The following is a 23639-nucleotide window of genomic DNA, read 5'->3' as shown; positions in this document are numbered from 1 at the left end:
GCTGCCTGCAGGCGCTCAGTCTGGAAGGTTTGAGCAGCGCCTGCGGTAGTCGGCCGGGGTCAGCCGGTACGCCCGGCGGAACCAGCGCCCCAGGTGGCTCTGGTCGGCGAAGCCCAACGCCACGGCCACTTCGGCAGGCGTCTGGCCCAGGGCGAGCAGGCGCCGCGCCCGGGCCAGGCGCAGCTGGATCAGGTAGGCATGCGGTGCGATGCCAAATGCGGCCTTGAATGCACGGGTGAGGCGAAAGCGGTCGATGCCGCAGGCCTGGGCCAGGTCTTCCAGGCCAATGTCGCGCTCCAGGTTGGCGTGCAGGAAGTCCCGTGCGCGCTGTGCGGTTAGTGGCAGGCGCGGGTCGGGGTTGATGCGTCGGCGCCAGTGCATGTGCCGGGTCAGGCAGGCCAGCAGGTCGTCCATGGCCGTTTGCCGGACGATGCGCAAATCCTGGTCGTGCACGGCCCGGAAGGCGAGGGCGGTGGCCCGGGCGAGGTGTTCGTTGTGGCACAGGGTGTCGGCGAAGCTGGGCAGGCTGTCGCCCGGAGCGTGCTCGAACAGCGCCCGCAGCTGTTGGTCGAGCCAAGCGGGCTCCAGGTACAGCGTGGAATAGGTGAAGCCTTCTTCGGTGGGCGCCAGGCCATCGTGGATGTCGCCAGGTTCGAGCAAAAAAACCTGACCCGGGGTGCTGCGGTGGCGCACCCGACGGCAATTGAACTGCTGCACGCCCTGTTCGGTCACGCCGACCAGGAAGCTGTCGTGCCAGTGCGGGTCGTAGGCATGCCCGACAAAATGTGCACGGACCGACTCGATGCCGGTATCGGCGTCTTGCTTGAGGTCGATCCAGTTGCTCATGAACGTGTGCCGTTGGCGTAAATGGCTACCTTAGCGCAACCCCCAAGCTTAGTCTGGAACGATTGTGCAGCCGTTGGTCAGTGCCCGATCCCGCAGGGCCTCGAAGCGCTCGCGCAGCCACAGGTGCAATTGCGAAACCGCCGGTGTGAGCTGCTTGCGATGCGGGCACACCAAGGTGACCGGGGTAGCTTCGCCGAGCAATTCAGGCAGGACGATTTCCAGCTCACCGGCCGCAATGTTGGCGCTGACATCCAGCCACGACTTGTAGACGATGCCTTCGCCCTGAATGGCCAGGCGGCGGATGACGTCGGCATCGTCACTGACCAGCGGCCCACGTACCTGAACCGTGCGGTTGCCCAGCTGCCACTTGTCGTATACCCGGTTGTGCTGCATGTACAGCAGGCAGGCGTGCTGCTGCAGCGCGTCGGGGGTCAGCGGGCGGCCGGCGCGGGCCAGGTAGTCGGGCGAGGCGACCAGCACTCTGCGGTTCCAGTCGGCCAACGGCAGGGCAATGTAGTTGGCATCCTGGTTAAGGCCATAGCGGATCGCCACATCCACCGGGTCGCGGTTGAGGTCGGCAATCTGGTCGGACAGGAAGAAGCGCAGTTGCAATGCCGGGTGCTCGCGGCGGAAGGCGCTGAGCCAGGGCAGCAGCATGTTGCGGCCCATGTCGGAAGGTGCCGACACCTGCAGGGTGCCGCGCAAGGTATTGGGGTTGCCATGCAGGTCTTCATGGCCCTGGCGCAGGCTTTCCAGCACATTCAGCGCGGTTGGCAGGTAGCGCTCGCCCTCGGCGGTCAGGCGCAGGCTGCGCGTGGTGCGGGCGAACAGGCGGACATCCAGGTCGCGTTCCAGGCGTTTGATTGCCGCAGCCACCTGGCCCGGCAGCAGGCCCGCTTCATGGGCAGCGGCAGTGAAGCTGCCCAGCACGCTGCTGCGGGCGAACAGTTCGAGGTCGGCGATGCGCAGCATTTTGCATTTTCACTCGATGGATGAAAGTGTTGCTGCATTGTGCCGGTTTTTCTTTTCTGCCGGAAAGATAAGATGCGCCGTAAATCCACTGTTCATTCCCGGAGTTGTTACATGGATACCGTCTCGCTGGCCAAGCGCCGTTACACCACCAAAGCCTACGATGCCGCGCGCCGCATTCCCCAGGCCACTGTCGATGCCCTGCTTGAACAACTGCGCCACAGCCCGTCCTCGGTCAACTCCCAGCCGTGGCACTTCATCGTCGCCGACACGGCCGAAGGCAAGGCCCGCCTGGCTAAGAGCACCACCGAGGGTTTTGCCTACAACACGCCCAAGCTCCTCGATGCGTCGCACGTGATCGTGTTCTGCACCCGCACCGAGATGACCGAAGCGCACCTGAATGCTGTGCTTGATCAGGAGGCTGCCGATGGCCGTTTCCGTGACGAGCAAGCCCGCGCCGGGCAAAACCAGAGCCGCCGCCATTACGTCAACCTGCACCGCTACGACCAGAAGGATGTGCAGCACTGGATGGAAAAGCAGACCTACCTGGCCTTGGGCACGGCATTGCTGGGGGCTGCGGCACATGGCCTGGATGCAACACCCATCGAGGGCTTTGACAGCAAGATCCTCGATGCCGAGCTGGGCTTGCGTGAGCGTGGCTTTACCAGCGTGGTGATCCTTAGCCTGGGTTATCGCAGTGAATCGGACTTCAACGCCGGGCTGAACAAGTCACGGTTGCCGGCATCGCAAGTGTTCACGTTCCTCTGAGATTGCCGGGGCCGCAAGCGGCCCCACCTTCGAAAACCGGCCAGTCCGGCGATCAGTGAATGGCCACCGGGTTGATGTTCACCTGGGTCGAGCCCTTGTACAGCGGCTGCCCCAGCACGAACAGGAACTCGAACGCCTTGTCCCGCACCAGCGCACGCGTGTCGATCAGTTCCAGGTTGTAGATACCCCGTTTGGCCAGCATGAACTGGTTGACCGGGAACTCTTCGCCGGTGGGGTTCGGGTACACCTCGGAAGCCCAGGTATCCCCACCAAAGGCGACGATGCCCTGGTCCGCCAGCCATTCGGCCGCCGGCAGGTCGATGCCCGGCTCGGTGGCGAGGAATTGCTGGTTGTCCTTGCCGATCAGCTCCAGCCAACCGGTATTGAACAGCACCACATCACCCTTGCGCAGGGTGATGCCTTCCTTCTTCAGGACCGCCTTGATGTCAGCGACGGTAAATGCGGTGCCGCCCGGTACGATGGCCTTGCCGTAGTGGGCCGTCATGTCCAGCACCACACCACGAGTAACCATTGGCGGTACTTTCTCCACGCCCAGCTTGGTCACGCCTTCGACGGTGACGAAGTCAGCCGCCTTGTTGCCGTTGTAGTAGACGTTGTCGATGCCGATATGGCCGATGCCGTTGAGCTGGGTGCCGACGCCGGTCCAGCCGTTGACCAGTTCATCGTTGAAGCTGAACTTGTTGCGGCCCAGGGTCTGGCCCGCCTGCTCGCCGGGCTGGATGTTGTAAAGGTGGAAGCTGCGGTGGCGGAATGCTGGCAAGTCCTTGCTCACGGGCACGGCCAGGGGGTAGGTCTTGCCGGTCTTGACCAGGCCGACAGCCTGCTTGACCACCTCCGGGGTGAGCAGGTTGGCGGCGCCGATTTCATCCTGTTTGCCGTAGGGCGAGGTCTGCCAGTCGGCGGCCAACGTGGCCTGGGCAGTGGTCGCCAGGGCGACGGCCAGTAGCAAGGGCTTGAAGCGTGTCATCGAGTACTCCTGAAAGATGCGGTGTCAGGAGCGAATTCTGCGCAGGCCAGGCTTGGGGAAAAAGCGGCCCGCAGGACAATGACTTTTGCCTGCCGGTCAATAACTACCCTCGTGCAGCGCCAGGCTCTGGCGCAACTGTTCGAGCATGGCCACGCGCAGTGCCTGCGGGGCGTGGATACGGATGGAGCCCGCTTGCGACAGTAACCAGCCCATCAGCGCCCGGTTGTCGTCAACAGTGGCCACCAGCGTGGCGCCGCCGCTCGCTTGCGGCGTCAGTTGCATGTTTGCTGACAGGGGTGATTGCTCCAGGCGCAGGGCCAACGCGTCATCAACCCAGGCATGCAGTTCAACCTGGGCCGGGGGCGTAAGCACGTCGGGTTGCAGCTGCTGCGCTTCGCCCAGGCTCAGGCCCGGTTGCCAGTACCAACCGTACGGCATGCCTTTACTATTGCACTGCAGCGGGAACAGCGCGGCGAGCTCCACCAGGTCGCGCTCGACCGTGCGTTTGCTGGTGGTATGGCCCACGGTCGTGAGGGCCGCCTGCAACTGGGTGGAGCTCATGCCAGGGTGGCGGCCGGGCAGCAACTTGAGCAGCTGCCACTGGCGGGCAATGGTGTGGCGGGTAGGGTGGCTGGGCAAAGGCTTCGTCCTTGAAGGCAGGCGCTAAACCTGCCTGGATAGTGGCGTATAGCTATTGCCCAGCATACCTTGTCATAGAATGGGATCCAAGTTTTCCCCGAATGCCTCCAGTTGAATTCAGATAGCGAGGCTGTCGACTACGCCGCCGTCGACCCGCAGGGCCGCGCCGGTGGTGGCGGAGGAATAAGGGGAGGCGAGGTACACCACCAGGTGGGCAACCTCATCGACATCGGCGACGCGCTGGATGATCGAGCTTGGCCGCGCGGTGCGCACGAAGTTGTCCGCCTCTTCACGAATGCTGCGCCCGGAGGCCTGTGCTGCATCGGCCACCATCGCGGTCACGCCATCGGTCAGGGTCGGGCCCGGCAACACCGCGTTCACGGTAACCCCGCTGCCGGCCAGACGCTTGGCCAGGCCATGGGAAACGGCCAGGTTGGCGGCCTTGGTCACGCCGTAGTTGATCATGTCGGCAGGAATGGCGACACCCGATTCCGAGGAAATGAACAGGATCCGCCCCCAGCCGTTCTCGACCATGCCCGGGGCGTAGTGGCGTGCCAGGCGCACACCGCTGAGCACGTTGGTTTCGTAGAAGCGCGCCCACTCGCTGTCGTCCACCTCGAAGAAGTCGACGTCGTCGTAGATGCCCAGGTTGTTGACCAGGATGTCGGCCCGTGGGTGGGCAGCGAACAGGGTTTCGGCACCGGCGGCGGTACCCAGGTCGGCGACCACGCCGTGGACCTGGCCACGGCCACCTTGCTTGCGCACTTCGGCCAGGGCGGCGTCCAGCGACTTCTGGCTGCGGCCGGCAATGACCACGTCGGCATTGGCGCGGGCCAGGCCACGGGCGATGGCCAGACCAATACCGCCGGTCGAGCCGCTGATAATGGCGGTGCGTCCGCCCAGGTCGATGTTCATGGGATGGCTCCTGTAAGTGAGTTGCAGTGATGCAGGGATGCAAGCCATCCAAGTGAAGCACGTACAGCCGGTAAATGACGGACTTTGACTTACGCATGACATGGCCGGGGGGCTTTCGCCTGTTGATATAGATGACAAGGCTGAGGCACGGCAGTGTCTAAGAGCGTAGGCTTGTTTACGTCCTATATATGGACCAAAATATGGTCCTGATTCGAGCCGGAACAATGCAGAAAATCTTTGCAAGTGTGACCGTAAGCGTATCGGAACTGAAAAAGAACCCATCTGCGGTAATGGCCGGTGCCGCTGGCATGCCTGTTGCCGTGCTTAACCACAATCGTGTGATGGGTTACATGGTTCCGGCCAAACTGTACGAATCCATGATGAAGCGCCTGGAGGATCTCGAATTGAGTGAATTGGCCAAGTCCAGGCTGGGTGAAAAAGGCGTACCGGTGTCTCTGGATGACCTATAAGCAAGCGCGAGCGCGCGAGGTCTATCGCGCCGCTCAGAAGCGCTAGGTTATGACGCGCTGCAACGCCTCGATAAACATCTCTTCCGCCCGGCTGAACCGCTGTTCCTTGTTCCACAACAGGTGAATATCCACATCGGCAATCCCTTCCGGCGGCGGCAGCTTCCAAAGCAACCCCGCTTCGACATCCGGTGCCACCACATGCTCGGGCAGGCAGCCGATGCCGAATCCGGCGATCACCAGCCGGCGTACCTCCTCAAGGCTTGGCGATGAGGCCACGATCCGCCCGGCAAACCCTTGCAGGTCACGGAAAATGGTCAGCGGTGACAACATGCCGCCAATCTGGTCGCTGGTGAAACTAACGAAATTCTCCCGTTGCAAGTCGCCTTCGGCCTGGCCGAACAGGGCATGGTGCTTGCCACAGAAAAACGCATAGCGCTGGCGCAGGAACAGCCGCTGTTCCAGCCGTGGCTGTGCACGCCGGGTGAGGCTAAGGCCCGCCGTGGCGGTTTTTTCCTGCAGGGCGGCGACGATATCGGAGCTGCGCATCACGTCGATTTCCAGTTCCACCCGCGGGCGCTGGCGGTGGAAGTCGGCAAGGAAGTTGTCGAAGCGTTCGCTGACGATGCGGCTGATCATCAGCAGGCGCACCTTGCCCACCACTTCGTCTGCCGGTTGCTCCAGCAAACCGCCGATCTGCGACATTTGCCCATACACCTCGCCGGCCAGCTGGAACAGCTGTTCGCCCATTTCTGTCAGCACGAAGCGCGGTCCGCGGCGGGCAATGAGCTGGCGACCTAGCTGCTCTTCAAGGCGCTTGAGCGCCTGGCTTACCGCCGGTTGAGTGAGGTGCAGGCGGGCGGCGGCGCGGCTGATGGACAACTCCTGGCCGATGACCCGGAAGGTGCGCAGCAGGTTCCAGTCGAGGCGGTCGTTGAGCAGGCGGTCAGACATGGCGGGGGCTCGATAATAAGCATGGTTAATAGTTCGAATAATAAATAGAAAATTGACTAATCATAGCCTTGGGCCGATAAATCGCATGCATTGAATCCTGTGGCGTCGGTGTCGGCTTCTTCGCGGGCTTGCCCGCTCCCACAAGTACTGCACTGTCGGCAGACATTGTGCGATCCCTGTGGGAGCGGGCGAGCCCGCGAAAAAGCCAGCACCGAACCAGCAGGCCAAGCGCCACGAGAGCGCCACCGTGACCAGCAACTCCTGCCAGAACAACAAGCAAAGGAGCCCCCATGAAGCCCACCGCTTCCGCCCAGCCGCGTCGTGCAGCCGCCGCCGCGTTCATCGGTACCATGATCGAGTGGTACGACTTCTACATCTACGCCACCGCCGCCGCCCTGGTGTTCGGTGCCTTGTTCTTTCCCTCCGACGACAGCCTGTTCAGCACCATGGCCGCGTTCGGCACCTTCGCCGTGGGCTTCTTCGCCCGGCCGCTGGGTGGCATCGTCTTCGGCCACGTGGGCGACCGCATCGGCCGCAAGAAATCGCTGGTCATCACCCTGTTGATGATGGGCATCGTTACCGTGTGCATCGGCCTGCTGCCGACTTACGCGCAGATCGGCGCCACCGCGCCGGTGCTGTTGATCCTGCTGCGCATCGTTCAGGGCATTGCCGTGGGCGGCGAGTGGGGCGGGGCGGTATTGATGGCGGGTGAGCATGCGCCCAAGGGCCGGCGTAACTTCTTCGCCTCGTTCGCCCAGCTGGGCAGCCCGGCTGGCCTGATTCTGTCGCTGCTGGCCTTTGGCGCGGTTACCCGCCTGCCTGAAGACGAGCTGATGAGCTGGGGCTGGCGCGTGCCGTTCCTGGCCAGCGCGTTGCTGCTGCTGGTGGGCCTGGCGATTCGTCTGGGGGTAAATGAGTCGCCCGAGTTCATCGCCAGCCGCGAGCAGGCGCAAAAGGCCCGGCGCAAGGAGCAGGCGCCAGTGTTTGAAGTGCTGCGCACCGCCTGGCGCCCGCTGTTGCTGTGCATCGGCGCCAACACCCTGGGCATCGCCGGGGTCTATTTCACCAACACTTTCATGATCAGCTACACCACCCAGCAGTTGCACCTGGAGCGCTCCTTGATCCTTGAATGCCTGTTTTTTGTGGCGATCATCCAGCTCTGTGTGCAGCCGCTGGCGGCGTGGCTGTCGGAAAAGGTTGGCGCGACGCGCTTCCTGGCGCTGGTCGCGCTGCTGGCGATGGCCTCGCCCTACCCGATGTTCGTGCTGGTCAGCTCGGGCCAGGGCCCGTTGATCGTGCTTGGCATCGCCCTGGCCGCCGCCTGCATGGCCTCCTTCTACGCGGTTATTGCCGGCTATGTCAGCGGCATGTTCGAAACCCGCGTGCGCTACACCGCCATTTCCCTGGCCTATCAGATCTGCGGCGCCATCGCCGGCGGCCTGACGCCGCTGATTGGCACCTGGCTGGCCCATACCTTCAGCGGCCAATGGTGGCCGATGGCAGCCTTCTACACCCTGATCGCCACTATTTCGCTGGTTTGCGTGCTCGCCTTGGCCCGCCAATACGCCCGTAGCCAGCGCCTGGAACTGGCCTGATCGAACCCCAATTATCCTGGAGTACCCGCATATGTTGAAAAGCAATGGCGAACGCCTGTGGGCGAGCCTGATGGCCATGGCCGAAGTCGGCGCCACCGCCCGCGGCGGCAGCTGCCGCCTGGCCCTCAGCGACGAGGACAAAGCCGGCCGTGAACTGTTCAGCCACTGGTGCCGCGAAGCGGGCCTCAGCCTGTCGGTAGATGCCATCGGCAACCTGTTCGCCCGCCGTGCCGGCAGTGACCCGCATGCCGCCCCGGTCATGATGGGCAGCCACCTCGACACCCAGCCCGAAGGTGGCCGTTTCGATGGTGTCTATGGCGTGCTGGCCGGCCTGGAGGTGGTGCGCCGCCTGAACGACCTGGACATCCAGACCCGCAAGCCACTGGAAATTGCCGTATGGACCAACGAGGAGGGCGCGCGCTTCACCCCGGCCATGTTCGGCTCGGCGGTGTTCACCGGCAGCCTCGCGCTGGCCGAGGCGCTGGCCATCCGCGATGCGGATGGCGTCAGCGTCGCCGATGAACTGCACCGCACCGGGTACGCCGGGCAGCGCCCGCTGGGTGGTGAGGTGGATGCCTATTTCGAGGCGCATATCGAGCAAGGTCCGATCCTTGAAGACAACGCCAAGGCCATTGGCGTGGTCAGTGGTGGCCAGGCCATCCGCTGGCTGGACGTGACAGTCGAAGGCATGGCGGCACACGCCGGCACCACGCCGATGCCGCTGCGCAAGGATGCGCTGTACGGCACCGCGCGGATGATCCAGGCGGTCGAGCAACTGGCAGCGGACTTTGCCCCCCAAGGCCTGACCACCGTAGGTGAGCTGTCTATTGCCAAGTCCTCGCGCAACACCATTCCCGGCCTGCTGCAGTTCACGGTCGACCTGCGCCACCACCGCGACGAGGCCATCGAAGCCATGGAGCGCGAGCTGACCCTGAAGCTGCAAGCCATCGCCAGCCAGCGCGGCCTGCAAGTGCGTATCGAGCGGCACTGGGGCAGCCCGGCGACCCCGTTCGATGCTGACTGCGTGGAGGCGGTGCAGCAAGCGGTGGATGGCCTTGGGTATGCGCAGCAATCGATTGTCAGTGGGGCGGGTCACGATGCCATCCTGTTGGCGCGATACTGCCCGACGGCGATGGTGTTCATCCCCTGCGTTGGCGGCTTGAGCCACAACGAGGCTGAGGACGTGCTGCCTGATGATGCCCGACAGGGCGCTGATGTGCTGCTGAACGCCGTGCTGGCCCGGGCAGGCCGTGTCGAGCAAGGGCAAGTCTGACGGCAAGGTGCGTTGAAGCTGTCACACTTTGTCCCAGCTACAAAGATGCAGGTGATTAGGATTCCCATTCACAACGAATCCACAGGGTCACCTGCATGTCCGCAACACGCCGTCTCATCTGCTGCTCCTCCACGTTCACCGCCCTTATCGCTGGCCCGCTGCATGCCGAAACCGCAGCTGTGCAGCCGGTAGCGCTAACCCTCGAAGAAATGGTCGTTACCGCTGCCGGCTATGAGCAGCGTATAGAGGATGCCCCTGCGTCGATCACCGTGATCGAAGGCGAAGACCTGCGCCGCAAGTCGTACCGCGACCTGGGCGACGCGGTGCGTGACGTGGAAGGTGTGACAGTGAACGGCGGCGCCAACGAAACCGATATCTCCATTCGCGGCATGCCCGGCGACTACACGCTGATCCTTGTCGACGGCAAGCGCCAGAGCGCTCGCGAGTCGCGGGTCAACGGCAATGCCGGTTACGAGCAGAGTTTCGTGCCGCCGGCGGCCGCCATCGAGCGCATCGAGGTGGTCCGCGGGCCGATGTCGTCACTGTATGGTTCCGATGCCATCGGCGGGGTGATCAACGTCATCACCCGCAAGGTGGCGCCGGAGTGGGGCGGGTCGATCGGCTATGACTACTCGCTGCGTCAGCACAGTGACGAGGGTAACGCCGGGCAAACCAGTTTCTACCTGAGCGGGCCGCTGAAAGAGGACCTGCTGGGGTTGCAGGTGTGGGGCCGATACCTGAACCGCCAGGCCGACGACGACCTGGAACTGACCAATGGCCACAGCAAGGCCGACCACAAGGACCTGACCACGCGCCTGTCTTTCACCCCGACCATCGACCACGACATCCTGCTGGAAGCGGGCGCCACGCGCCTGAAAAACGGCGATGGCCTGAGCGCCAACTGGGCTACCCGCGAGCAGGAAAACAACCGCGATCACTGGTCTCTGTCACACCAGGGCCGCTGGGGTTGGGCAACGTCAGACATTGCCCTCTACCAGGAAACCACCAGCCGCGAAGGCAAGGCCACGCCCGATCAGACCGACATTTACGGACGCAAGCCGGAAATCCGCAACCGTGTGTTCGACGCCAAGCTGGTGATCCCCACCGCGCACAACACCACCACCGTCGGCACGCAATGGCAGCAGAGCCAGGTCACGGATTGGAACCAGGGGTTGGGTGACCGGATAAATCGTGAGTTCAAGGTGAGCCAGAAAGCGCTGTTCGCCGAAAACGAATGGTCGGTGACCGATACCTTCGCCCTGACTGCCGGCCTACGCCTGGATGACCACGAGCAGTACGGCAACCACTTCAGCCCGCGGCTGTACGGTGTATGGCGAGCAACCGACCAGTGGACCTTCAAGGGCGGCGTGGCCCGCGGTTTCAAGGCGCCGGAACTGCGGGCGGTGGTGGAGGGCTATGCCTATTTGCGACGTAACCGCTTCGTGATGCTCGGCAACCCCGACCTGAAGCCGGAAACCAGCACCAACTATGAAGTCTCGGCGCTGTGGTCGAACCGCGACAATCTGCAGGCCGGTGCAACGTTGTTCTACAACGACTTCCAGGACAAGCTTTCGACGGTGACGACTGACCGGCTGTGGAACGGCTATATCGTCATGGACCGGGTTAACGTCGACAAGGCGGTGATCCGCGGTGTGGAGCTGACCGGGCAGTGGGATATCAGCCGGGATGTGCTGCTCAAGGGTAACTACACCTATACCGATTCAGAGCAGAAAAGTGGTGCCAACGCCGGTGCGCCATTGGCCCTGACGCCCAAGCAGAAGGCCAGCCTGCGCAGTGAATGGCGCTTGAGCGACCGCGCCCAGGCCTGGGCAGCGGTGAGCTACTACGGCGAGGAATATGGCAATACGGTCACGGCCGAAAGCGCGCCGGGCTACACCACGGCGGATATCGGCGGGTCGCTTGATGTTACCGATGCCCTGACCCTCAATGCGTCGTTGAACAACATCACCGACAAGCGCCTGGATGACGAAACCTACGGCACGGTGAACTACGGGCGCACATTGTGGATGGGGGCTACCTACAACTTCTAAGGTGGATGCTTATCCATTTCCGGGGGCGCGCGCTATCCCGAGCAGTCACGGTCATCTGCAGGAGCGGCCTTGCCGGGGCGCGGGCCCTTTCGCGACACAAGGCCGCTCCTACAAGGCTTGCGTAGCTCTGAATACAGTTTTCTCACACCAGGCACTTGGGGTCTTCCAGGGACTGCGGTAGCTTCAGCACTGCACATAACCCCGTCGGTTGCCGGTTCTCCAGCACCAGTTCGCCGCCATGTGCCTGTACGCATGCCCGGGAAATCGCCAGCCCCAATCCCAGCCCCCCGTTGCCGTGCCCCAGCTGCACAAATGGCTCGAACACCTTTTCCAGCCACGCTTCCGGCAGCCCGGGCCCCTGGTCGAGAATCTCCAGCACGATCATCCCGGCCTGCACGTTCACGTCAACCTGCGCCGTCCCGCCATGCTTCAGTGCATTGTCGATCAGGTTGGTCAGTGCCCGCTTTAACGCCAAGGGCCGGCAATACAGGTAGACATCGGCACGTTTGCCTAGGGTCAAAGTGTGCCCCAGCATGCCGTAGCGGCGAGTCAGCTCGCCCAGCAACATTTCTATGGCGATACGCCGGGTAGGCTCCTGCACTGCGTCATCGCGCACAAAACCCAGCGTTTCACGCAGCATCGTCGCCAGCTCTTCCAGGCTCTCAAGCATGTCGTCCCGCGCCTCACCTGGCTCCAGCAGCTCCACCTGCAGGCGTAGTTCGGTCAGGGGCGTGTTCAAGTCATGGCTGATTGCCGCCAGCAGCCGTGTACGGCCTTCGACATGGCGTGCCAGGCTGGCCTGCATGGTGTTGAAGGCGTGCGTCAGTTCGCGGGCTTCAGCAGGGCCGGCCAGGGGCAGAGGAGCGATCCATTCGCCTCGGCTGACCCGCTCGGTAGCCCGGGCCAGCGATTTGACCGGGCGCAGCACGCGGCTGATGCAGAAGACCACCACCAACAGCACGGGCAAGGTCGTCACCGGTAGGCTGTAGGCCAGCACGCTGCCCCACCGATATGCGCCACTGGGGTGCTGGATGGCGTTGAGGAACAGGCCGTTGCCTATGGCCAGGCTGCTGCGCAGTTGCAGCGGTGCCCAGCCGGCAGGGCTGAGCAGGTGGCTGCGGGCGTTGGCACCGTTGGCCCGTTCCAGCTGCAAAGTCAGGCTGTTTTCGGCGGGCAACGCCAGGCGCGAGCGCAGGTCGTTGGCCAGGCGTTGTTCTTCGGCACGCGGGGAAAATGGCTCCACCTCCGGTTGCCGGGCAACCCAGAAGCGTGTCTCGCGATTGCCCATGTGCGCCAGCAACTTGCTGCTTTGTCCAGGTGGCAGATCGCGGGCGGCATGGTACGCCGTGGCCAGGCGCTCCAGGCTGGCATTGCGTGACAGCGGGTGCAACAAGCTGCCGTGGTGGTGCAGCAGCACGATGCCGATCAGGTGCGACGCAACCAGGCCCAGGCACAGCAACAGGCTCAGTTGATGCAGCAGGCGCTTTGGCCAGCACTGGCGCAGCCTAGTCATGCATGACATCGGCGGCCAGCACGTAACCGCTGCCCCAGAGGGTACGCAGCAGCTCGGGGGCCTGTGGGTCGTAGGCCAGCTTGCGGCGCAGGCGACTGACCTGGCGGTCGATGGCGCGGTCACTGATGTCGCTGTCGTGGGCGGCGGTCAGGTCCACAAGACGCTCACGGGTCAGGGGGCTGTGGGGATGGGCCAGCATGACCTGCAACAGCCGGCTTTCTGCCGTGCTCAATTGCACGGTGGGCATGCTGTCGCGGCTCAGGGTCGCGCTACTGCTACAGAACTGCCAACCGGCAAACCGGTAGCGCTGGGGTTTCGCCACCACGGTACTTGCCTGCAGTCGTGCCTGAGTAACCTGATGACGGCGCAACACACTGTTCAGACGGGCGACAAGCTCACGGGGCTCGAAAGGCTTGGTCAGGTAGTCGTCGGCACCCAGGTCCAGGCCGCGGATACGGTCGGCTGTGGTGTCACGGGCGGTCAGCAGGATCAGCGGCAGGTTCCAGCGCCGGTGTAGTTGCTGGCACAGGTCGAAGCCATCACCGTCGGGCAGCATCACATCCAGCACCACCACATCGAAAGCCTGCTGCTTGAGCAGCTGCCACATCCCCCCGGCATCTTCGGCAGTGCGCACTTCGAAGTGGTGCCTGCGCAGGTAGGTGGCCAAAGGCTCGCGGATCTTGCGGTGGTCGTCGACCACCAGCACACGGGGGGCGGGGGCTTGAGTGGTCATTGGCAGTGCGCTGTCGGGGTGGCTGGGGCTTGAAGCGCAACATATTACTACGAGTCATTATCATTTGTATCTTTTCGCTGTACGTGCGCTTGCCGCCTCCTACATCCCACCCCGGCGTACATGCTTGACGAACACCTTCTCCAACAACTCCCACATCGCCGGGTCCGTGCTGAACGCCACGTTGAAGCGCATCCACCCGGTCGCTTTGGCATCGACCATGAACAACTGCCCAGGCCCAAGCATGATGCCTTTCTCCAGCGCATCATCCAGCAACGCAGCGCTGTCCGGAATCGCCGGGTGGCGGGTCCAGATGTACATGCCTTCATCCGATTCGGTGAACAGTTCGAAGCCCAATCGATGCAGATGCCGGCCAACTTCCTGATGCGCCTCGGCCAGCCGCTGGCGCAGGCGCTTGAGGTGCTTGCGCCAGCGGCCGTCGATGATCGCGGCGTACACCACACGCTCCATCACCTGCGAGGTGGTGAGGCCTGAGCGCATCTTCAGGTGCAGCAGTTTCTGCATCAGCTCCGGGTTGGCCAGCATGTAGCCGACCCGCACATTGGGCGAGATGCTCTTGGAGTAGCTGCCCACGTACACCACCTGCTGCAGGTGGTCGAGGCTGGCCAGGCATGGCTGCGGCTCAGCGACCATGTCGGCATACAGGTTGTTCTCCACCAGGCGGAAGCCATGCTGGCTGGCCAGCTGCAGCAGGCGATGCAGCTGCGGCAGCGGTGTGCGTGAGCAGGTCGGGCTGTGCAGGTGCGGCTGGGTGAAGAACGCCGTCGGGCGGTGGTGGGTGAGCAATTGTTCCAGCTTGTTCAGGTCGTAGCCGGCCGGGGTGCGTGGCACGCCGACCAGCGTCGCGCCCTGGGTGCGCAGGATGCTCATCAGGTTGGGATAGCCCGGGTCATCCACCAGTACCACATCGCCTGGGCGCACCAGGGTACGTGCGGCCAGGTCCAGGGCCTGGCTGGCGCCGTGGGTGAGCATCAGCTGCGCCGGGTTGGCGACGATGGAAAGCTCTTGCTGCAAATTCTGCGCAGTCAGCGTACGCAGCTCCATCAGGCCCATGGGGTCGCCGTAACCTGACAACTCCAGCGGGCTGCCGGCCACCTGGCGCAGCCCTCGACGCAGGCCGTCTTCGTACATCCAGTCGTTGGGCAGCCAGCCGCACCCCGGTTTGTAGGGCAACTGACGGATCTCGAAGATCTGTTGCAGGTACCACTCGGAGTTGAACATTGGTCGACTGGCGTCGGCCTCGGTAGTGTGCCGGTCCAGCAGTTCGCCCGCCGCACGGTTGACGAAGAACCCCGCATTGCCACGGCTCACCAGCAGCCCCTGGGCGACCAGGCGGTCGTAGGCCTCGACCACGGTGAAGGTACTCACCGAATAGCTTGCGGCAAAGGCGCGTATAGACGGCACCTTGGCGCCCGGCTTGAGCGTCTGGTTGTCGATCAACTCACGCAACCCGTCGATGATCTGGTTGACCAGCGGGGTGGAGGAGTCTGGATGTAATTCGAACATTCGGGGCCTTCAGGGTGCGTATCGCCTGGCGTTTTCAGGGTGTACTGCATGGGCGACCTGTACAGTGCAGTGCGAGATTCATGCCACTGTGCATGGCTCTCTGCGTCGGACATTTTTACATTAGGTGTCGGATATCGCCACATAAAGCATGTTCAGTTCGCTCCAGGCAGTCGTCCTGGGGCGCGTCAGCAGGCCGCCATGGAGGGCCTGCGTGTGTTCGCTCACACCATCCTGCCCGCATTAGCACTGATGTACAGGTGAAACCGCCAGCCATCGGGGTTTCACGGTTTTCCTTGGATAAAAAGAAGCACGGGGTACACAACTGATGGACGCAACATCCACAACCACCACCGCGAAAGGCGGGCACGAGAGCAAGCTCAGTGCCTCGCTGAAGTCGCGCCACCTGACGATGATGTCGATCGCCGGGGTTATTGGCGGCGCCTTGTTCGTCGGTTCCGGCAGCGTGATCCACAGCGCCGGCCCAGCCGCTGTCCTGGCCTACCTGGCGGGCGGCATCCTGGTGGTGCTGATCATGCGCATGCTGGGCGAAATGGCGACTTCCTCGCCAGACACCGGCTCGTTCTCCACCTACGCCGACCGCGCCATTGGCCGCTGGGCCGGTTTCACCATCGGCTGGCTGTACTGGTGGTACTGGGTCATCCTCATGGCCTGGGAAGCCTATGTGGCGGGCAAGATCCTGCATGGCTTCTTCCCCGACGTTAGCGTCAACGTGTTCGTGCTGGCCACGACCCTGTTGCTGATTACCGTCAACTTCTTCAACGTCAAGCACTACGGTGAGTTCGAGTTCTGGTTCGCCTTGATCAAGGTGATCGCGATCGTCTGCTTCCTGATCGTGTGTACCGCTGCCGTGATGAACGTGTGGCAGTTTGGTGAAGTGCGTGGCATCAGCCACCTCACCGCCGAAGGCTTCATGCCCAATGGCATCACCACCGTGATCGGTGCCTTGCTCGGGGTGATGTTCGCCTTCCTGGGCGCCGAAATCGTCACCATCGCCGCTTCCGAAGCCAAGGACCCGGCTGCGCAGATCGTCAAGGCCACCAACTCGGTGGTATGGCGTGTGTGCCTGTTCTACGTCGGTTCGATCTTCCTGATCGTCTGCCTGGTACCGTGGAACGACCCGCACCTGGGCGTTTCCGGCTATGGCGCCTATCGCCGTACCCTGGAACTGCTGGGCGTGCCGTATGCCGAGCTGCTGATGAACTTCGTGGTGCTGACTTCGGTGAGCAGCTGCCTGATCTCGGGCCACTACACCGCTTCGCGCATGCTGTTCTCCCTGGCCCAGCGTGGCGATGCGCCGTCGTTCTTCAAGATCACCCGCGCCGGCACTGGTGTACCGGTGTACGCGATCATGGGCTCGTGTGCGGTGGCCGTGGTATGCGCGCTGATCAACTTCAGCGAGACCCTGCGCCCGAAAGACGTGCTGGATACCCTGATGAACACCACGGGCATGATCGCCCTGCTGGTGTACCTGGTAATTGCCTTCTCGCAGCTGCGCATGCGCCGCAAGCTGATTGCCGAAGGCAAGGAAGTACGCCTGAAGATGTGGCTGTTCCCGTGGCTGACCTACCTGGTGATCGCGTTCATCGTGGCCGCCCTGGTAACCATGGCCTTCATGCCTGACTATCAGATCCTGGTGATTTCCACCGGTATCGCGGCGGCAGTCGTGGTGGCAATGGGTGTGGTGCACCAGATCCGTTCTGGTAACAGCAAGCAGCACTAAGCGTCACTCGTGTCTGGAAACGGCCGGCTCCCTCTGGGACCCGGCCGTTTCGCGTTGTTGGGCCTGGGGTTTTTCTGCGGGCATGTGGAAGCGCTGGTTCATCCACGGCGAGCCGAGCAGGGCGGCGGTGGCAATCAGGGTGAGGATGGCGAGGGCGATGTAGGTCTTCATGGGCATGCGCATACATGGACTGACTTCACGCATAGGTGGTCAGTTCCGGCCTCATCGCCGGCAAGCCAGCTCCCACAGGGTCACCACAACGGCTGGGTACAGTGATCTTCTGTGGGAGCTGGCTTGCCGGCGATGAGGCCATAGCAGACAAACACAGGTCTGCGCCCCTACAATGCGAAGCATTATCACTTGGCGCCGGCCCACCATGTCTAATACACCGCCCAACCAGGAACTGCTTGACGCGCTGGCGTTGCACTATGACGACCTGGTTCGCTACATCCGCCAGCGCTTTCGCGACCGCCATTTTGCCCGCGACCTGGTGCACGACGTCTACCTGCAGATTCTCGACAAGCCACCCCGTCAGCGCATTTCGTTGCCGCTGGCATTTCTGCGCAAGGTCACCTTCAACCGGGCCATCGACCGGGTGCGCGCCGAATCACTGCGGGCGGCTCACCTGGCTGCCGCGAGCCATGACGAACCGGCCCTGGACAGTTGGGACGGTGCGCGCGAGCTGGATTTCGAGCAACAGCTGCATGCCCTGTTGGCGATTATCCAAGCCCTGCCGGCACGGCAGCGCCAGGTGTTCCTGCTGCACCGCATCCATGGCATGGCTCAGCGTGACATTGCCGCCGAGCTGGAGATTTCGGTCAACATGGTCACCCAGCACTTCAGCCGGGCGCTGCGAACCATCGCCAGCCGCTGGGAACCGGCCCGGCGCCTGCATGGCGAGGAGCGGGCATGAGTCAGGACAAGCGTGAAAGCAGGCCCCAGGCCGACCCGTTGGAGGCGTTCAGCGAAGCCCTGCGGGAGCGGGTGGCGTCCCGCGAGGCGTTGCTCGCCGAAGGCAAAGCCATGACCGCACGCCGGCGCAAGGCCGGCAAGGCGGCCAAGGCCAGCCTGCTGTCGTTGTTGCTGGTGGGCAGCCTGTGGTGGCTGGACCCTGCCTGGCATACCGAGCAGGTGCGGGTGGCCGTGGGCGCGCAGCGCGAGCTGGTGCTGGCGGACGGCAGCCAGGTGCTGCTGGATTCCGGTAGCCGCCTGCAGATTGAACGGCGCCTGCGCAGCCGGCAGTTGGAACTGTTCGAAGGGCAGGCGCGGTTTACCGTAGTGCATGCCGATGCGCCGTTCATTGTGCGCAGCCAGGGCGTGCGGGTGCGTGACATCGGTACGGTGTTCGATGTGCGCAGCGATGTGCGTGGCGTGCGGGTAGGGGTGCTGGAAGGCGCGGTAGAGGTCGGCATTGGGCACGGCGCCGTGCAGCCACTGCGGGCCGGGCAGCAACTGCTTGCTGCTGCTGGCGAGTTGGGCGAGGTGCAGGCCGTGGCGTCAGGTGCGATAGAGGCCTGGCGCAGCTCGGTGTTGCGTTTTGACGGCACACCGTTGCGCGATGCGATTGTGGATTTGCAGCGCTACAGCGAGGTGCCACTGCGGCTGGCGGATGAACGTACCGGGGGTTTGCGCTTGTCGGGTGAGTTCGACAGCCGGCAGGTGCGGGCACTGCTGGAGCAGTTGCCTGCGGTGTTGCCAGTGGCGGTGGTGCGTGCGGCGGATGGCGGCCTTGTCATTGGCCGGGTTGATTGATCCCCTGTTCTGGCCCTTTCGCGGGCTTGCCCGCTCCCACAGGATATCCGGGGCATCGGATTCACCGCTGTACCTGTGGGAGCGGGCAAGCCCGCGAAAGGGCCAGAACAGTCAACCGATAATTATTTTCATTGGCACATCAACATTCGCCCATGGCCAACCGCCATCCCCATGAAGTCACTTGAATCGTTCATATGGGGAACACATGGGTAACCACCTTTCACCGCTGACGCTGCTGGCTGCCAGCCTGCTGACCTGCGCCACCGTCCAGGCGCAGGATGCCACCTTCAGCCTGGACATCCCGGCCCAACGCCTGGACCGCTCGCTAAACGCCCTGGCCCAGCAGACCGACACCCGCATCCTGTTTTCCACCGATGCTGCCGAGGGCCGTCAGGCGGCCGCCGTGCAAGGGCGCATGAGCGTCGCCCAGGCCTTGCAGCAGCTGCTTGCCGGCTCGGGCCTGCAGTTGCAGCGGGCAGGTGAGGGTTACCTGATCGGCGCGCCGGCCAGTGGCCCGGCGCTGGAACTGGGCGCTATCAACATCGACAGCCAGCGTTACGGCAACAGCACCGACGGCACCGGTGCCTACACCTTGGGCACTACACGCGCCGGTACAGGCCTTGACCTGTCGCCGCGCGAAACGCCGCAGTCGATCAGCGTGGTCACCCGCCAGCGCATGGACGACCAGGGCCTGAACGACCTCACCGAAGTGTTGCAGCAAACCCCGGGCCTGTCGGTCCAAAGCCTGGGCAGTGAGCGGTTCAACATCTACTCGCGTGGCTATTCGGTAGACAACTACCAGTTCGACGGCATCCCCACCACCCTCGATATCGTCAGCCAGGTGTCGGCGCAAAGCCTGGCCGACATGGCCATCTACGACCATGTGGAGGTGCTGCGCGGTGCCACCGGCCTGCTGACCGGCGCAGGTGACCCTTCTGCCACTATCAACCTGGTGCGCAAGCGGCCCACCGCCGAGTTCAAGGGGCATGTCAGCGCTGGGCTGGGGTCGTGGAACAAGTACCGCACCGAGGTCGACCTGTCCGGGCCGTTGACCCCCACCGGCAATGTGCGCGGGCGCATGGTTGCCGCATACCAGCAGAACGACAGCTTCGTCGACCATTATCACCAGGAAAAGCAGGTGTTCTACGGCATCCTGGAGGCCGACCTGAGCGACACCACTTTGCTCACCGTGGGCGCTGACTATCAGCGCAACCGGCCAGAGGGCTCGTCCTCGGTGGCCTTCCCGCTGTTCTACAGCAATGGTGAGCAAACTGATTTTTCCCGCTCCACCAACAGCGCCGCGCGCTGGAGCAGCAACCCCCAGGACGCGCTGAACACTTTTGCCAGCCTCGAGCAGAAACTGGGGCACGACTGGAGCCTGCGGCTGGCGGTGAACCAGATGTACATCAACCGCGACGACTATAGCCTGGCCACCGCCAGCTGGGGCTTCCCCGACAAGCAGACCGGCGAGGGCGTGCGCCTGTACGGCGGTGCCGGCAGCACCTGGCAGAAGCAGGTTGGCGTGGATGCCCAGCTCAAGGGGCCATTCGAGGCATTCGGCCGCCAGCATGACCTGGTGCTGGGCTACAACTTCTCCCGCTACCAGAACCACCACGACCCGCTGCGCGGCACCGCGATCGAAGGCACCCGGGTCAACTTCTACGACTGGGACAACTACACCACCAAGCCTGACACCGGTAATGGCAAGCTGTACGACGGCGACACCAGCATCTACCAGAGCGGTACCTACCTGGCCACGCGCCTGCGGCCCACCGACGACCTGTCGCTCATCCTGGGCGCCCGGGTCAGTAACTACCGCTACCGCTACGACCTCAGCACGCAGCCGAACAAGATCCCGGGTAACCGTGAAAGCGGCGTGGTCACGCCCTATGCCGGTGTGGTCTACGCGCTGAACGACATTCACTCGGTCTATGCCAGCTACACCAGTATCTTCAAGCCGCAGACGGTACGTGATGCCAGCGGCGCAACGCTGGCGCCGCGCGAGGGCGACAACTACGAAGTCGGCCTGAAGAGCGAGTATTTTGACGGGCGCTTGCAAACCAGCGTCGCTGCGTTCGAGATCAAGCAGGACAACCTTGCCGTGGTCGACCCAGGCCGAGTTGTGCCAGGTACCACCACGGCGGCCTATGAAGCGATTTCCGGTGCCACCACGCGTGGCTTCGAAGTGGAAGCCAGCGGTGAGTTGCAGCCGGGCTGGAACCTCACCGCCAGCTACAACCACAGCATCATCAAGGATGCCGACGGCGAGCGCATCAACACCGTGTTTCCGGCCAACATGGTCAAGCTGTGGACCACGTACCGCCTGCCGGGCGAGCTGGACCGCCTGACCGTGGGTGGCGGCATGAACTGGCAGAGCGGCACGCACTTCACCGCCGCGCCTGCCGAACTGGGTACGGTCAAGGCCAAGCAAGGGCAGTTCGCCGTGTTCAACCTCATGGGCCGCTACCAGATCACCGACCAGCTTTCCACCACGCTGAACGTCAACAACCTGTTCGACAAGAAGTACCTCAGTGCGCTGGATACCACGTTCTACAGTGGCTATTACGGCGAGCCACGCAACCTCATGGTAACTACCCGCTGGGACTTCTGAAAACGGGTCAAGGCCTCATCGCCGGCAAGCCAGCTCCCACAAGGGCATCATCGCCTTCAAGTGTTGCACTGTCCCTGTGGGAGCTGGCTTGCCGGCGATAGGGCCCTCACAGTCGACAGATGGCATATGCTAGGCACATTGCCCGCCCAAAAGGAGCCCCACATGGCCTGGTCCGCCAACCAGTATTCCCTGTTCGAAGACGAACGCACCCGCGCGGTGCGCGACCTGCTCGCCGCCATCCCGCCACGCCCGGTGCGCCATGCCACCGACCTGGGCTGCGGCCCGGGCAATTCCACCGAGGTGTTGCTGCAACGCTACCCCGATGCCCAGGTGACCGCGCTGGACAGCGACCCGGACATGATCGACAAGGCCCGCGAGCGCAAACGGCTGTGCATCCCACGGGTACGTACAGTCATCGCCGACATTGCCGGCTGGTCTGCCCCCGAGCCGCAGGACCTGATCCTGGCCAATGCCTCGCTGCAATGGGTACCTGACCACGCCTCGCTGTACCCGCACCTGGTGCGCCAGTTGAGTGAAGGCGCCAGCCTGGCCGTGCAGACCCCCGACAACCTTGACGAACCGGCCCATCGGCAGTTGCGCGAGATTGCCAGCCAAGGCCCTTGGGCGGCGAAATTCGCCGATTTCCAGTTGCCGCCACGGCACGGTGCGGCGTTCTACTACGACTTGCTCAGCCCGCTGTGTGCGCGGGTGGATGTGTGGCGCACCACCTATCACCACCCTTTGGCGGGCGGTGCCGAAGCGGTGGTGGAGTGGTTCAAGGGTTCGGCGTTGCGGCCTTACCTGGCCAGGCTTGATGAGCAGGAGCAGGCTGACTTCCTGCAGATGTACTTGCAGGCCATGCAGCGCGACTACCCGCCGGCTACCGATGGCAAGGTGCTGCTGCCGTTCCCCCGGTTGTTCGTGGTCGCTACCCGCTAGGGCGGTGCCAGCGCCAGGCCACATAGCTGTAGATGCCCAGGTTGAGCAGCAGCACGATGCTGCCCAACAGTAATTGAGTGTGCGGTGTCAGCCCGGCGGGGTAGATCAGTGGCCAGATGTAGTGTTCGACAAAGCCGGCCTGGTAGCCTGCGTCACCTGCGGCGCTGCGCATGCGGTTTTCCCAGGTGGTGAGCGGGCAGCCCAGGTGCAGGTATTCCACCGCCAGGCCCCAGGCCAGGACCGGCAGATGGATGAACAGGGCAGGGCGCCACTTGAGCACCAGCAGGCCGCCGAACAGCACCAGCAGGATGAAGGCCAGGTGCAGCAGGACCAGGGTGTCGGCGGCCAGGCGGTAGAGCATGGTGGTTGTTTCGTGGGTTGAGGTTATCCCAGCATAGCTGCATGGCTTGTATTGGCCTCTTCGCAGCACAAGGGCCGGTACAGGCTTACAACCCTTCTTCTACCATCTGCAAAAAGGTCGCCACGACACGCCGCGTGCGCTGCTCGCTCAGGCACACCAGCGTCTCGGTCAAATGCCGCTGGCAATCCACAATCGGTAACGCACACACCCGCGCATCGGCGCCAAACTCCGCCGCCGATACCACCCCCACGCCAATCCCTACCACCACCGCCTCACGCGCCGCTTCCCGGCCCTCCACCTGTATCGCCGGGCGAATCCGCAAACCCGCGCGCTGCATCTCTTCTTCCAGCGTCTGTCGCGTCACCGAACCGGGCTCGCGCAGCACCAGTGGCATGTCATCAAGGTCTGCCAGGCTGATCGAACCACGGCTGGCCCACGGGTGGTGGTGCGAAACAAACGCCACCATCGGGTCGCGGCGCAGCGGCAGGCAATGCAGGCGCTCATCGTCGACATCCCGGCCGAGCAAGGCCAGGTCGGCCTGATAGCTGAACAGCCGCGCAAGCGACTCGTCGGTATTGCCCGTTTCGATCTTCACCTGGATGCCCGGGTAGCGCTGGCAGAAGCGGGCGATCTGCGGCAGCACGTGCACCGGGGCATCCACTGCCAGCACCAGGCTGCCGGTGTGCAGCGCGCGCGAATCGTGCAGCAGCTCCTGCGCCTCGGCCTCGCAGGCGAACAGCCGCTGGCTGATGCCCAGCAGGCGCTCGCCAAGGTCGGTGAGCTGCACCGAACGCTTGTTGCGGTGGAACAGCAATACGCCGAAGCGCTCCTCCAGTTTGCGCACCTGGTCCGACACCGCTGGCTGGGTCAGGAACAGCTTTTGCGCAGCGCGGGTAAAGCTGCCGTGCACGGCCACCGCATGGAAGGCCTTGAGTTGTGCGTGGGAAACCGACATGGCTGACCTCAGTAACAAGCTTGGCTTATGTGTGTAATACGATAA

The 23639-nt window shown here is 63.5% G+C and carries 22 protein-coding genes; 10 read left to right on the top strand and 12 right to left on the bottom strand.

The features are described 5' to 3' along the window. Positions 1-15: 15 nt before the first annotated feature. On the bottom strand, positions 16-846 hold the full coding sequence (locus tag N805_RS12105; protein WP_028613495.1) for an AraC family transcriptional regulator: 831 nt from the start codon (positions 844-846) through the stop codon (positions 16-18). A 48-nt stretch (positions 847-894) separates the two neighbouring features. Further along, positions 895-1818 (bottom strand): LysR family transcriptional regulator, encoded by a 924-nt coding sequence (locus tag N805_RS12100; protein WP_028613496.1) that lies wholly within the window; start codon positions 1816-1818, stop codon positions 895-897. A 111-nt stretch (positions 1819-1929) separates the two neighbouring features. Here N805_RS12100 and N805_RS12095 point away from each other — a divergent pair, with 111 nt between their 5' ends. Next, entirely contained in the window at positions 1930-2583 is a 654-nt protein-coding gene (locus N805_RS12095) for an oxygen-insensitive NAD(P)H-dependent nitroreductase NfsB (protein ID WP_019473791.1), read from the top strand. A gap of 52 nt (positions 2584-2635) precedes the next feature. Here the strand turns inward: N805_RS12095 and N805_RS12090 are convergent, their stop codons facing one another. The 3 genes from N805_RS12090 to N805_RS12080 form a co-directional block, all read right to left on the bottom strand. Then, on the bottom strand, positions 2636-3571 hold the full coding sequence (locus N805_RS12090) for a cyclase family protein (RefSeq protein ID WP_028613497.1): 936 nt from the start codon (positions 3569-3571) through the stop codon (positions 2636-2638). A 96-nt stretch (positions 3572-3667) separates the two neighbouring features. Further along, positions 3668-4210 (bottom strand): WYL domain-containing protein, encoded by a 543-nt coding sequence (locus N805_RS12085; RefSeq protein ID WP_019473903.1) that lies wholly within the window; start codon positions 4208-4210, stop codon positions 3668-3670. A gap of 117 nt (positions 4211-4327) precedes the next feature. Beyond that, positions 4328-5125, bottom strand: coding sequence for an SDR family NAD(P)-dependent oxidoreductase (locus N805_RS12080; protein ID WP_019473904.1), 798 nt, complete (start codon positions 5123-5125; stop codon positions 4328-4330). A 224-nt stretch (positions 5126-5349) separates the two neighbouring features. Between N805_RS12080 and N805_RS12075 the strand changes: the two genes are divergently transcribed. Next, on the top strand, positions 5350-5595 hold the full coding sequence (locus tag N805_RS12075; RefSeq protein ID WP_019473905.1) for a type II toxin-antitoxin system Phd/YefM family antitoxin: 246 nt from the start codon (positions 5350-5352) through the stop codon (positions 5593-5595). 42 nt (positions 5596-5637) lie between these two features. Here the strand turns inward: N805_RS12075 and N805_RS12070 are convergent, their stop codons facing one another. Continuing rightward, complete coding sequence (locus tag N805_RS12070) at positions 5638-6546, bottom strand: LysR family transcriptional regulator (RefSeq protein ID WP_028613498.1); 909 nt, start codon at positions 6544-6546, stop codon at positions 5638-5640. 290 nt (positions 6547-6836) lie between these two features. Between N805_RS12070 and N805_RS12065 the strand changes: the two genes are divergently transcribed. The 3 genes from N805_RS12065 to N805_RS12055 all read left to right on the top strand — a co-directional run bounded on the left by N805_RS12065 (position 6837) and on the right by N805_RS12055 (position 11465). Next, positions 6837-8141: an MFS transporter gene (locus N805_RS12065; RefSeq protein ID WP_019470897.1), complete on the top strand. Its 1305-nt coding sequence runs from the start codon at positions 6837-6839 to the stop codon at positions 8139-8141. 31 nt (positions 8142-8172) lie between these two features. Further along, the gene (locus N805_RS12060; protein ID WP_019470896.1) at positions 8173-9414 is read left to right on the top strand and encodes a Zn-dependent hydrolase; all 1242 of its coding nucleotides are present in this window, start codon (positions 8173-8175) and stop codon (positions 9412-9414) included. 95 nt (positions 9415-9509) lie between these two features. Further along, entirely contained in the window at positions 9510-11465 is a 1956-nt protein-coding gene (locus tag N805_RS12055) for a TonB-dependent receptor domain-containing protein (RefSeq protein ID WP_019470895.1), read from the top strand. A 142-nt stretch (positions 11466-11607) separates the two neighbouring features. Here the strand turns inward: N805_RS12055 and N805_RS12050 are convergent, their stop codons facing one another. From N805_RS12050 to N805_RS12040, 3 genes are all read right to left on the bottom strand, one after another. Further along, complete coding sequence (locus tag N805_RS12050) at positions 11608-12945, bottom strand: ATP-binding protein (protein ID WP_026034400.1); 1338 nt, start codon at positions 12943-12945, stop codon at positions 11608-11610. A 25-nt stretch (positions 12946-12970) separates the two neighbouring features. Further along, positions 12971-13711 carry a response regulator gene (locus N805_RS12045; RefSeq protein WP_019470893.1) on the bottom strand — a complete coding sequence of 247 codons (741 nt, stop codon included), beginning with the start codon at positions 13709-13711 and terminating at the stop codon, positions 12971-12973. A 99-nt stretch (positions 13712-13810) separates the two neighbouring features. Next, a complete protein-coding gene (locus N805_RS12040) occupies positions 13811-15235 on the bottom strand; it encodes a PLP-dependent aminotransferase family protein (RefSeq protein WP_019470892.1) in 1425 nt (474 codons plus the stop codon). Between the two features lie 325 nt (positions 15236-15560). Between N805_RS12040 and N805_RS12035 the strand changes: the two genes are divergently transcribed. Continuing rightward, a complete protein-coding gene (locus N805_RS12035; RefSeq protein WP_019470891.1) occupies positions 15561-16976 on the top strand; it encodes an amino acid permease in 1416 nt (471 codons plus the stop codon). A 3-nt stretch (positions 16977-16979) separates the two neighbouring features. Here the strand turns inward: N805_RS12035 and N805_RS12030 are convergent, their stop codons facing one another. Then, positions 16980-17159, bottom strand: coding sequence for a hypothetical protein (locus tag N805_RS12030; protein WP_026034399.1), 180 nt, complete (start codon positions 17157-17159; stop codon positions 16980-16982). A gap of 193 nt (positions 17160-17352) precedes the next feature. Between N805_RS12030 and N805_RS12025 the strand changes: the two genes are divergently transcribed. The 4 genes from N805_RS12025 (at position 17353) to tam (ending at position 22278) form a co-directional block, all read left to right on the top strand. Then, positions 17353-17889, top strand: a complete 537-nt coding sequence (locus tag N805_RS12025; RefSeq protein ID WP_019470889.1) for an RNA polymerase sigma factor — start codon at positions 17353-17355, stop codon at positions 17887-17889. Further along, positions 17886-18728 (top strand): FecR family protein, encoded by an 843-nt coding sequence (locus tag N805_RS12020; protein ID WP_028613499.1) that lies wholly within the window; start codon positions 17886-17888, stop codon positions 18726-18728. The genes N805_RS12025 and N805_RS12020 overlap by 4 nt, the downstream gene beginning before the upstream one ends. A gap of 205 nt (positions 18729-18933) precedes the next feature. Further along, on the top strand, positions 18934-21339 hold the full coding sequence (locus N805_RS12015; protein WP_028613500.1) for a TonB-dependent siderophore receptor: 2406 nt from the start codon (positions 18934-18936) through the stop codon (positions 21337-21339). Between the two features lie 162 nt (positions 21340-21501). Further along, positions 21502-22278: a trans-aconitate 2-methyltransferase gene (gene tam, locus N805_RS12010; protein ID WP_028613501.1), complete on the top strand. Its 777-nt coding sequence runs from the start codon at positions 21502-21504 to the stop codon at positions 22276-22278. Here the strand turns inward: tam and N805_RS12005 are convergent. Together N805_RS12005 and N805_RS12000 are read right to left on the bottom strand one after the other, a co-directional pair. Next, positions 22268-22639 carry a DUF2784 domain-containing protein gene (locus tag N805_RS12005; RefSeq protein ID WP_028613502.1) on the bottom strand — a complete coding sequence of 124 codons (372 nt, stop codon included), beginning with the start codon at positions 22637-22639 and terminating at the stop codon, positions 22268-22270. The two genes, tam and N805_RS12005, sit on opposite strands and share 11 nt — an antisense overlap. 85 nt (positions 22640-22724) lie before the next feature. Continuing rightward, complete coding sequence (locus N805_RS12000) at positions 22725-23594, bottom strand: LysR substrate-binding domain-containing protein (RefSeq protein WP_028613503.1); 870 nt, start codon at positions 23592-23594, stop codon at positions 22725-22727. Positions 23595-23639: the final 45 nt, after the last annotated feature.

Origin of the sequence: Pseudomonas putida S13.1.2, from assembly GCF_000498395.2 — a bacterium.
Taxonomy (GTDB): Bacteria; Pseudomonadota; Gammaproteobacteria; order Pseudomonadales; family Pseudomonadaceae; genus Aquipseudomonas; species Aquipseudomonas putida_Q.
The sequence above is the reverse complement of the archived record's forward strand: the minus strand, read 5'-3'. Positions and strand labels throughout refer to the sequence as shown.

Coding starts and splice junctions, on each gene's coding strand:
- N805_RS12105 (WP_028613495.1), bottom strand. CDS start 846: ATGAGCAACTGGATCGACCTCAAGCAAGACGCCGATACCGGCATCGAG.
- N805_RS12100 (WP_028613496.1), bottom strand. CDS start 1,818: ATGCTGCGCATCGCCGACCTCGAACTGTTCGCCCGCAGCAGCGTGCTG.
- N805_RS12095 (WP_019473791.1), top strand. CDS start 1,930: ATGGATACCGTCTCGCTGGCCAAGCGCCGTTACACCACCAAAGCCTAC.
- N805_RS12090 (WP_028613497.1), bottom strand. CDS start 3,571: ATGACACGCTTCAAGCCCTTGCTACTGGCCGTCGCCCTGGCGACCACT.
- N805_RS12080 (WP_019473904.1), bottom strand. CDS start 5,125: ATGAACATCGACCTGGGCGGACGCACCGCCATTATCAGCGGCTCGACC.
- N805_RS12075 (WP_019473905.1), top strand. CDS start 5,350: ATGCAGAAAATCTTTGCAAGTGTGACCGTAAGCGTATCGGAACTGAAA.
- N805_RS12070 (WP_028613498.1), bottom strand. CDS start 6,546: ATGTCTGACCGCCTGCTCAACGACCGCCTCGACTGGAACCTGCTGCGC.
- N805_RS12065 (WP_019470897.1), top strand. CDS start 6,837: ATGAAGCCCACCGCTTCCGCCCAGCCGCGTCGTGCAGCCGCCGCCGCG.
- N805_RS12060 (WP_019470896.1), top strand. CDS start 8,173: ATGTTGAAAAGCAATGGCGAACGCCTGTGGGCGAGCCTGATGGCCATG.
- N805_RS12055 (WP_019470895.1), top strand. CDS start 9,510: ATGTCCGCAACACGCCGTCTCATCTGCTGCTCCTCCACGTTCACCGCC.
- N805_RS12045 (WP_019470893.1), bottom strand. CDS start 13,711: ATGACCACTCAAGCCCCCGCCCCCCGTGTGCTGGTGGTCGACGACCAC.
- N805_RS12040 (WP_019470892.1), bottom strand. CDS start 15,235: ATGTTCGAATTACATCCAGACTCCTCCACCCCGCTGGTCAACCAGATC.
- N805_RS12035 (WP_019470891.1), top strand. CDS start 15,561: ATGGACGCAACATCCACAACCACCACCGCGAAAGGCGGGCACGAGAGC.
- N805_RS12030 (WP_026034399.1), bottom strand. CDS start 17,159: ATGCGCATGCCCATGAAGACCTACATCGCCCTCGCCATCCTCACCCTG.
- N805_RS12025 (WP_019470889.1), top strand. CDS start 17,353: ATGTCTAATACACCGCCCAACCAGGAACTGCTTGACGCGCTGGCGTTG.
- N805_RS12020 (WP_028613499.1), top strand. CDS start 17,886: ATGAGTCAGGACAAGCGTGAAAGCAGGCCCCAGGCCGACCCGTTGGAG.
- N805_RS12015 (WP_028613500.1), top strand. CDS start 18,934: ATGGGTAACCACCTTTCACCGCTGACGCTGCTGGCTGCCAGCCTGCTG.
- tam (WP_028613501.1), top strand. CDS start 21,502: ATGGCCTGGTCCGCCAACCAGTATTCCCTGTTCGAAGACGAACGCACC.
- N805_RS12005 (WP_028613502.1), bottom strand. CDS start 22,639: ATGCTCTACCGCCTGGCCGCCGACACCCTGGTCCTGCTGCACCTGGCC.
- N805_RS12000 (WP_028613503.1), bottom strand. CDS start 23,594: ATGTCGGTTTCCCACGCACAACTCAAGGCCTTCCATGCGGTGGCCGTG.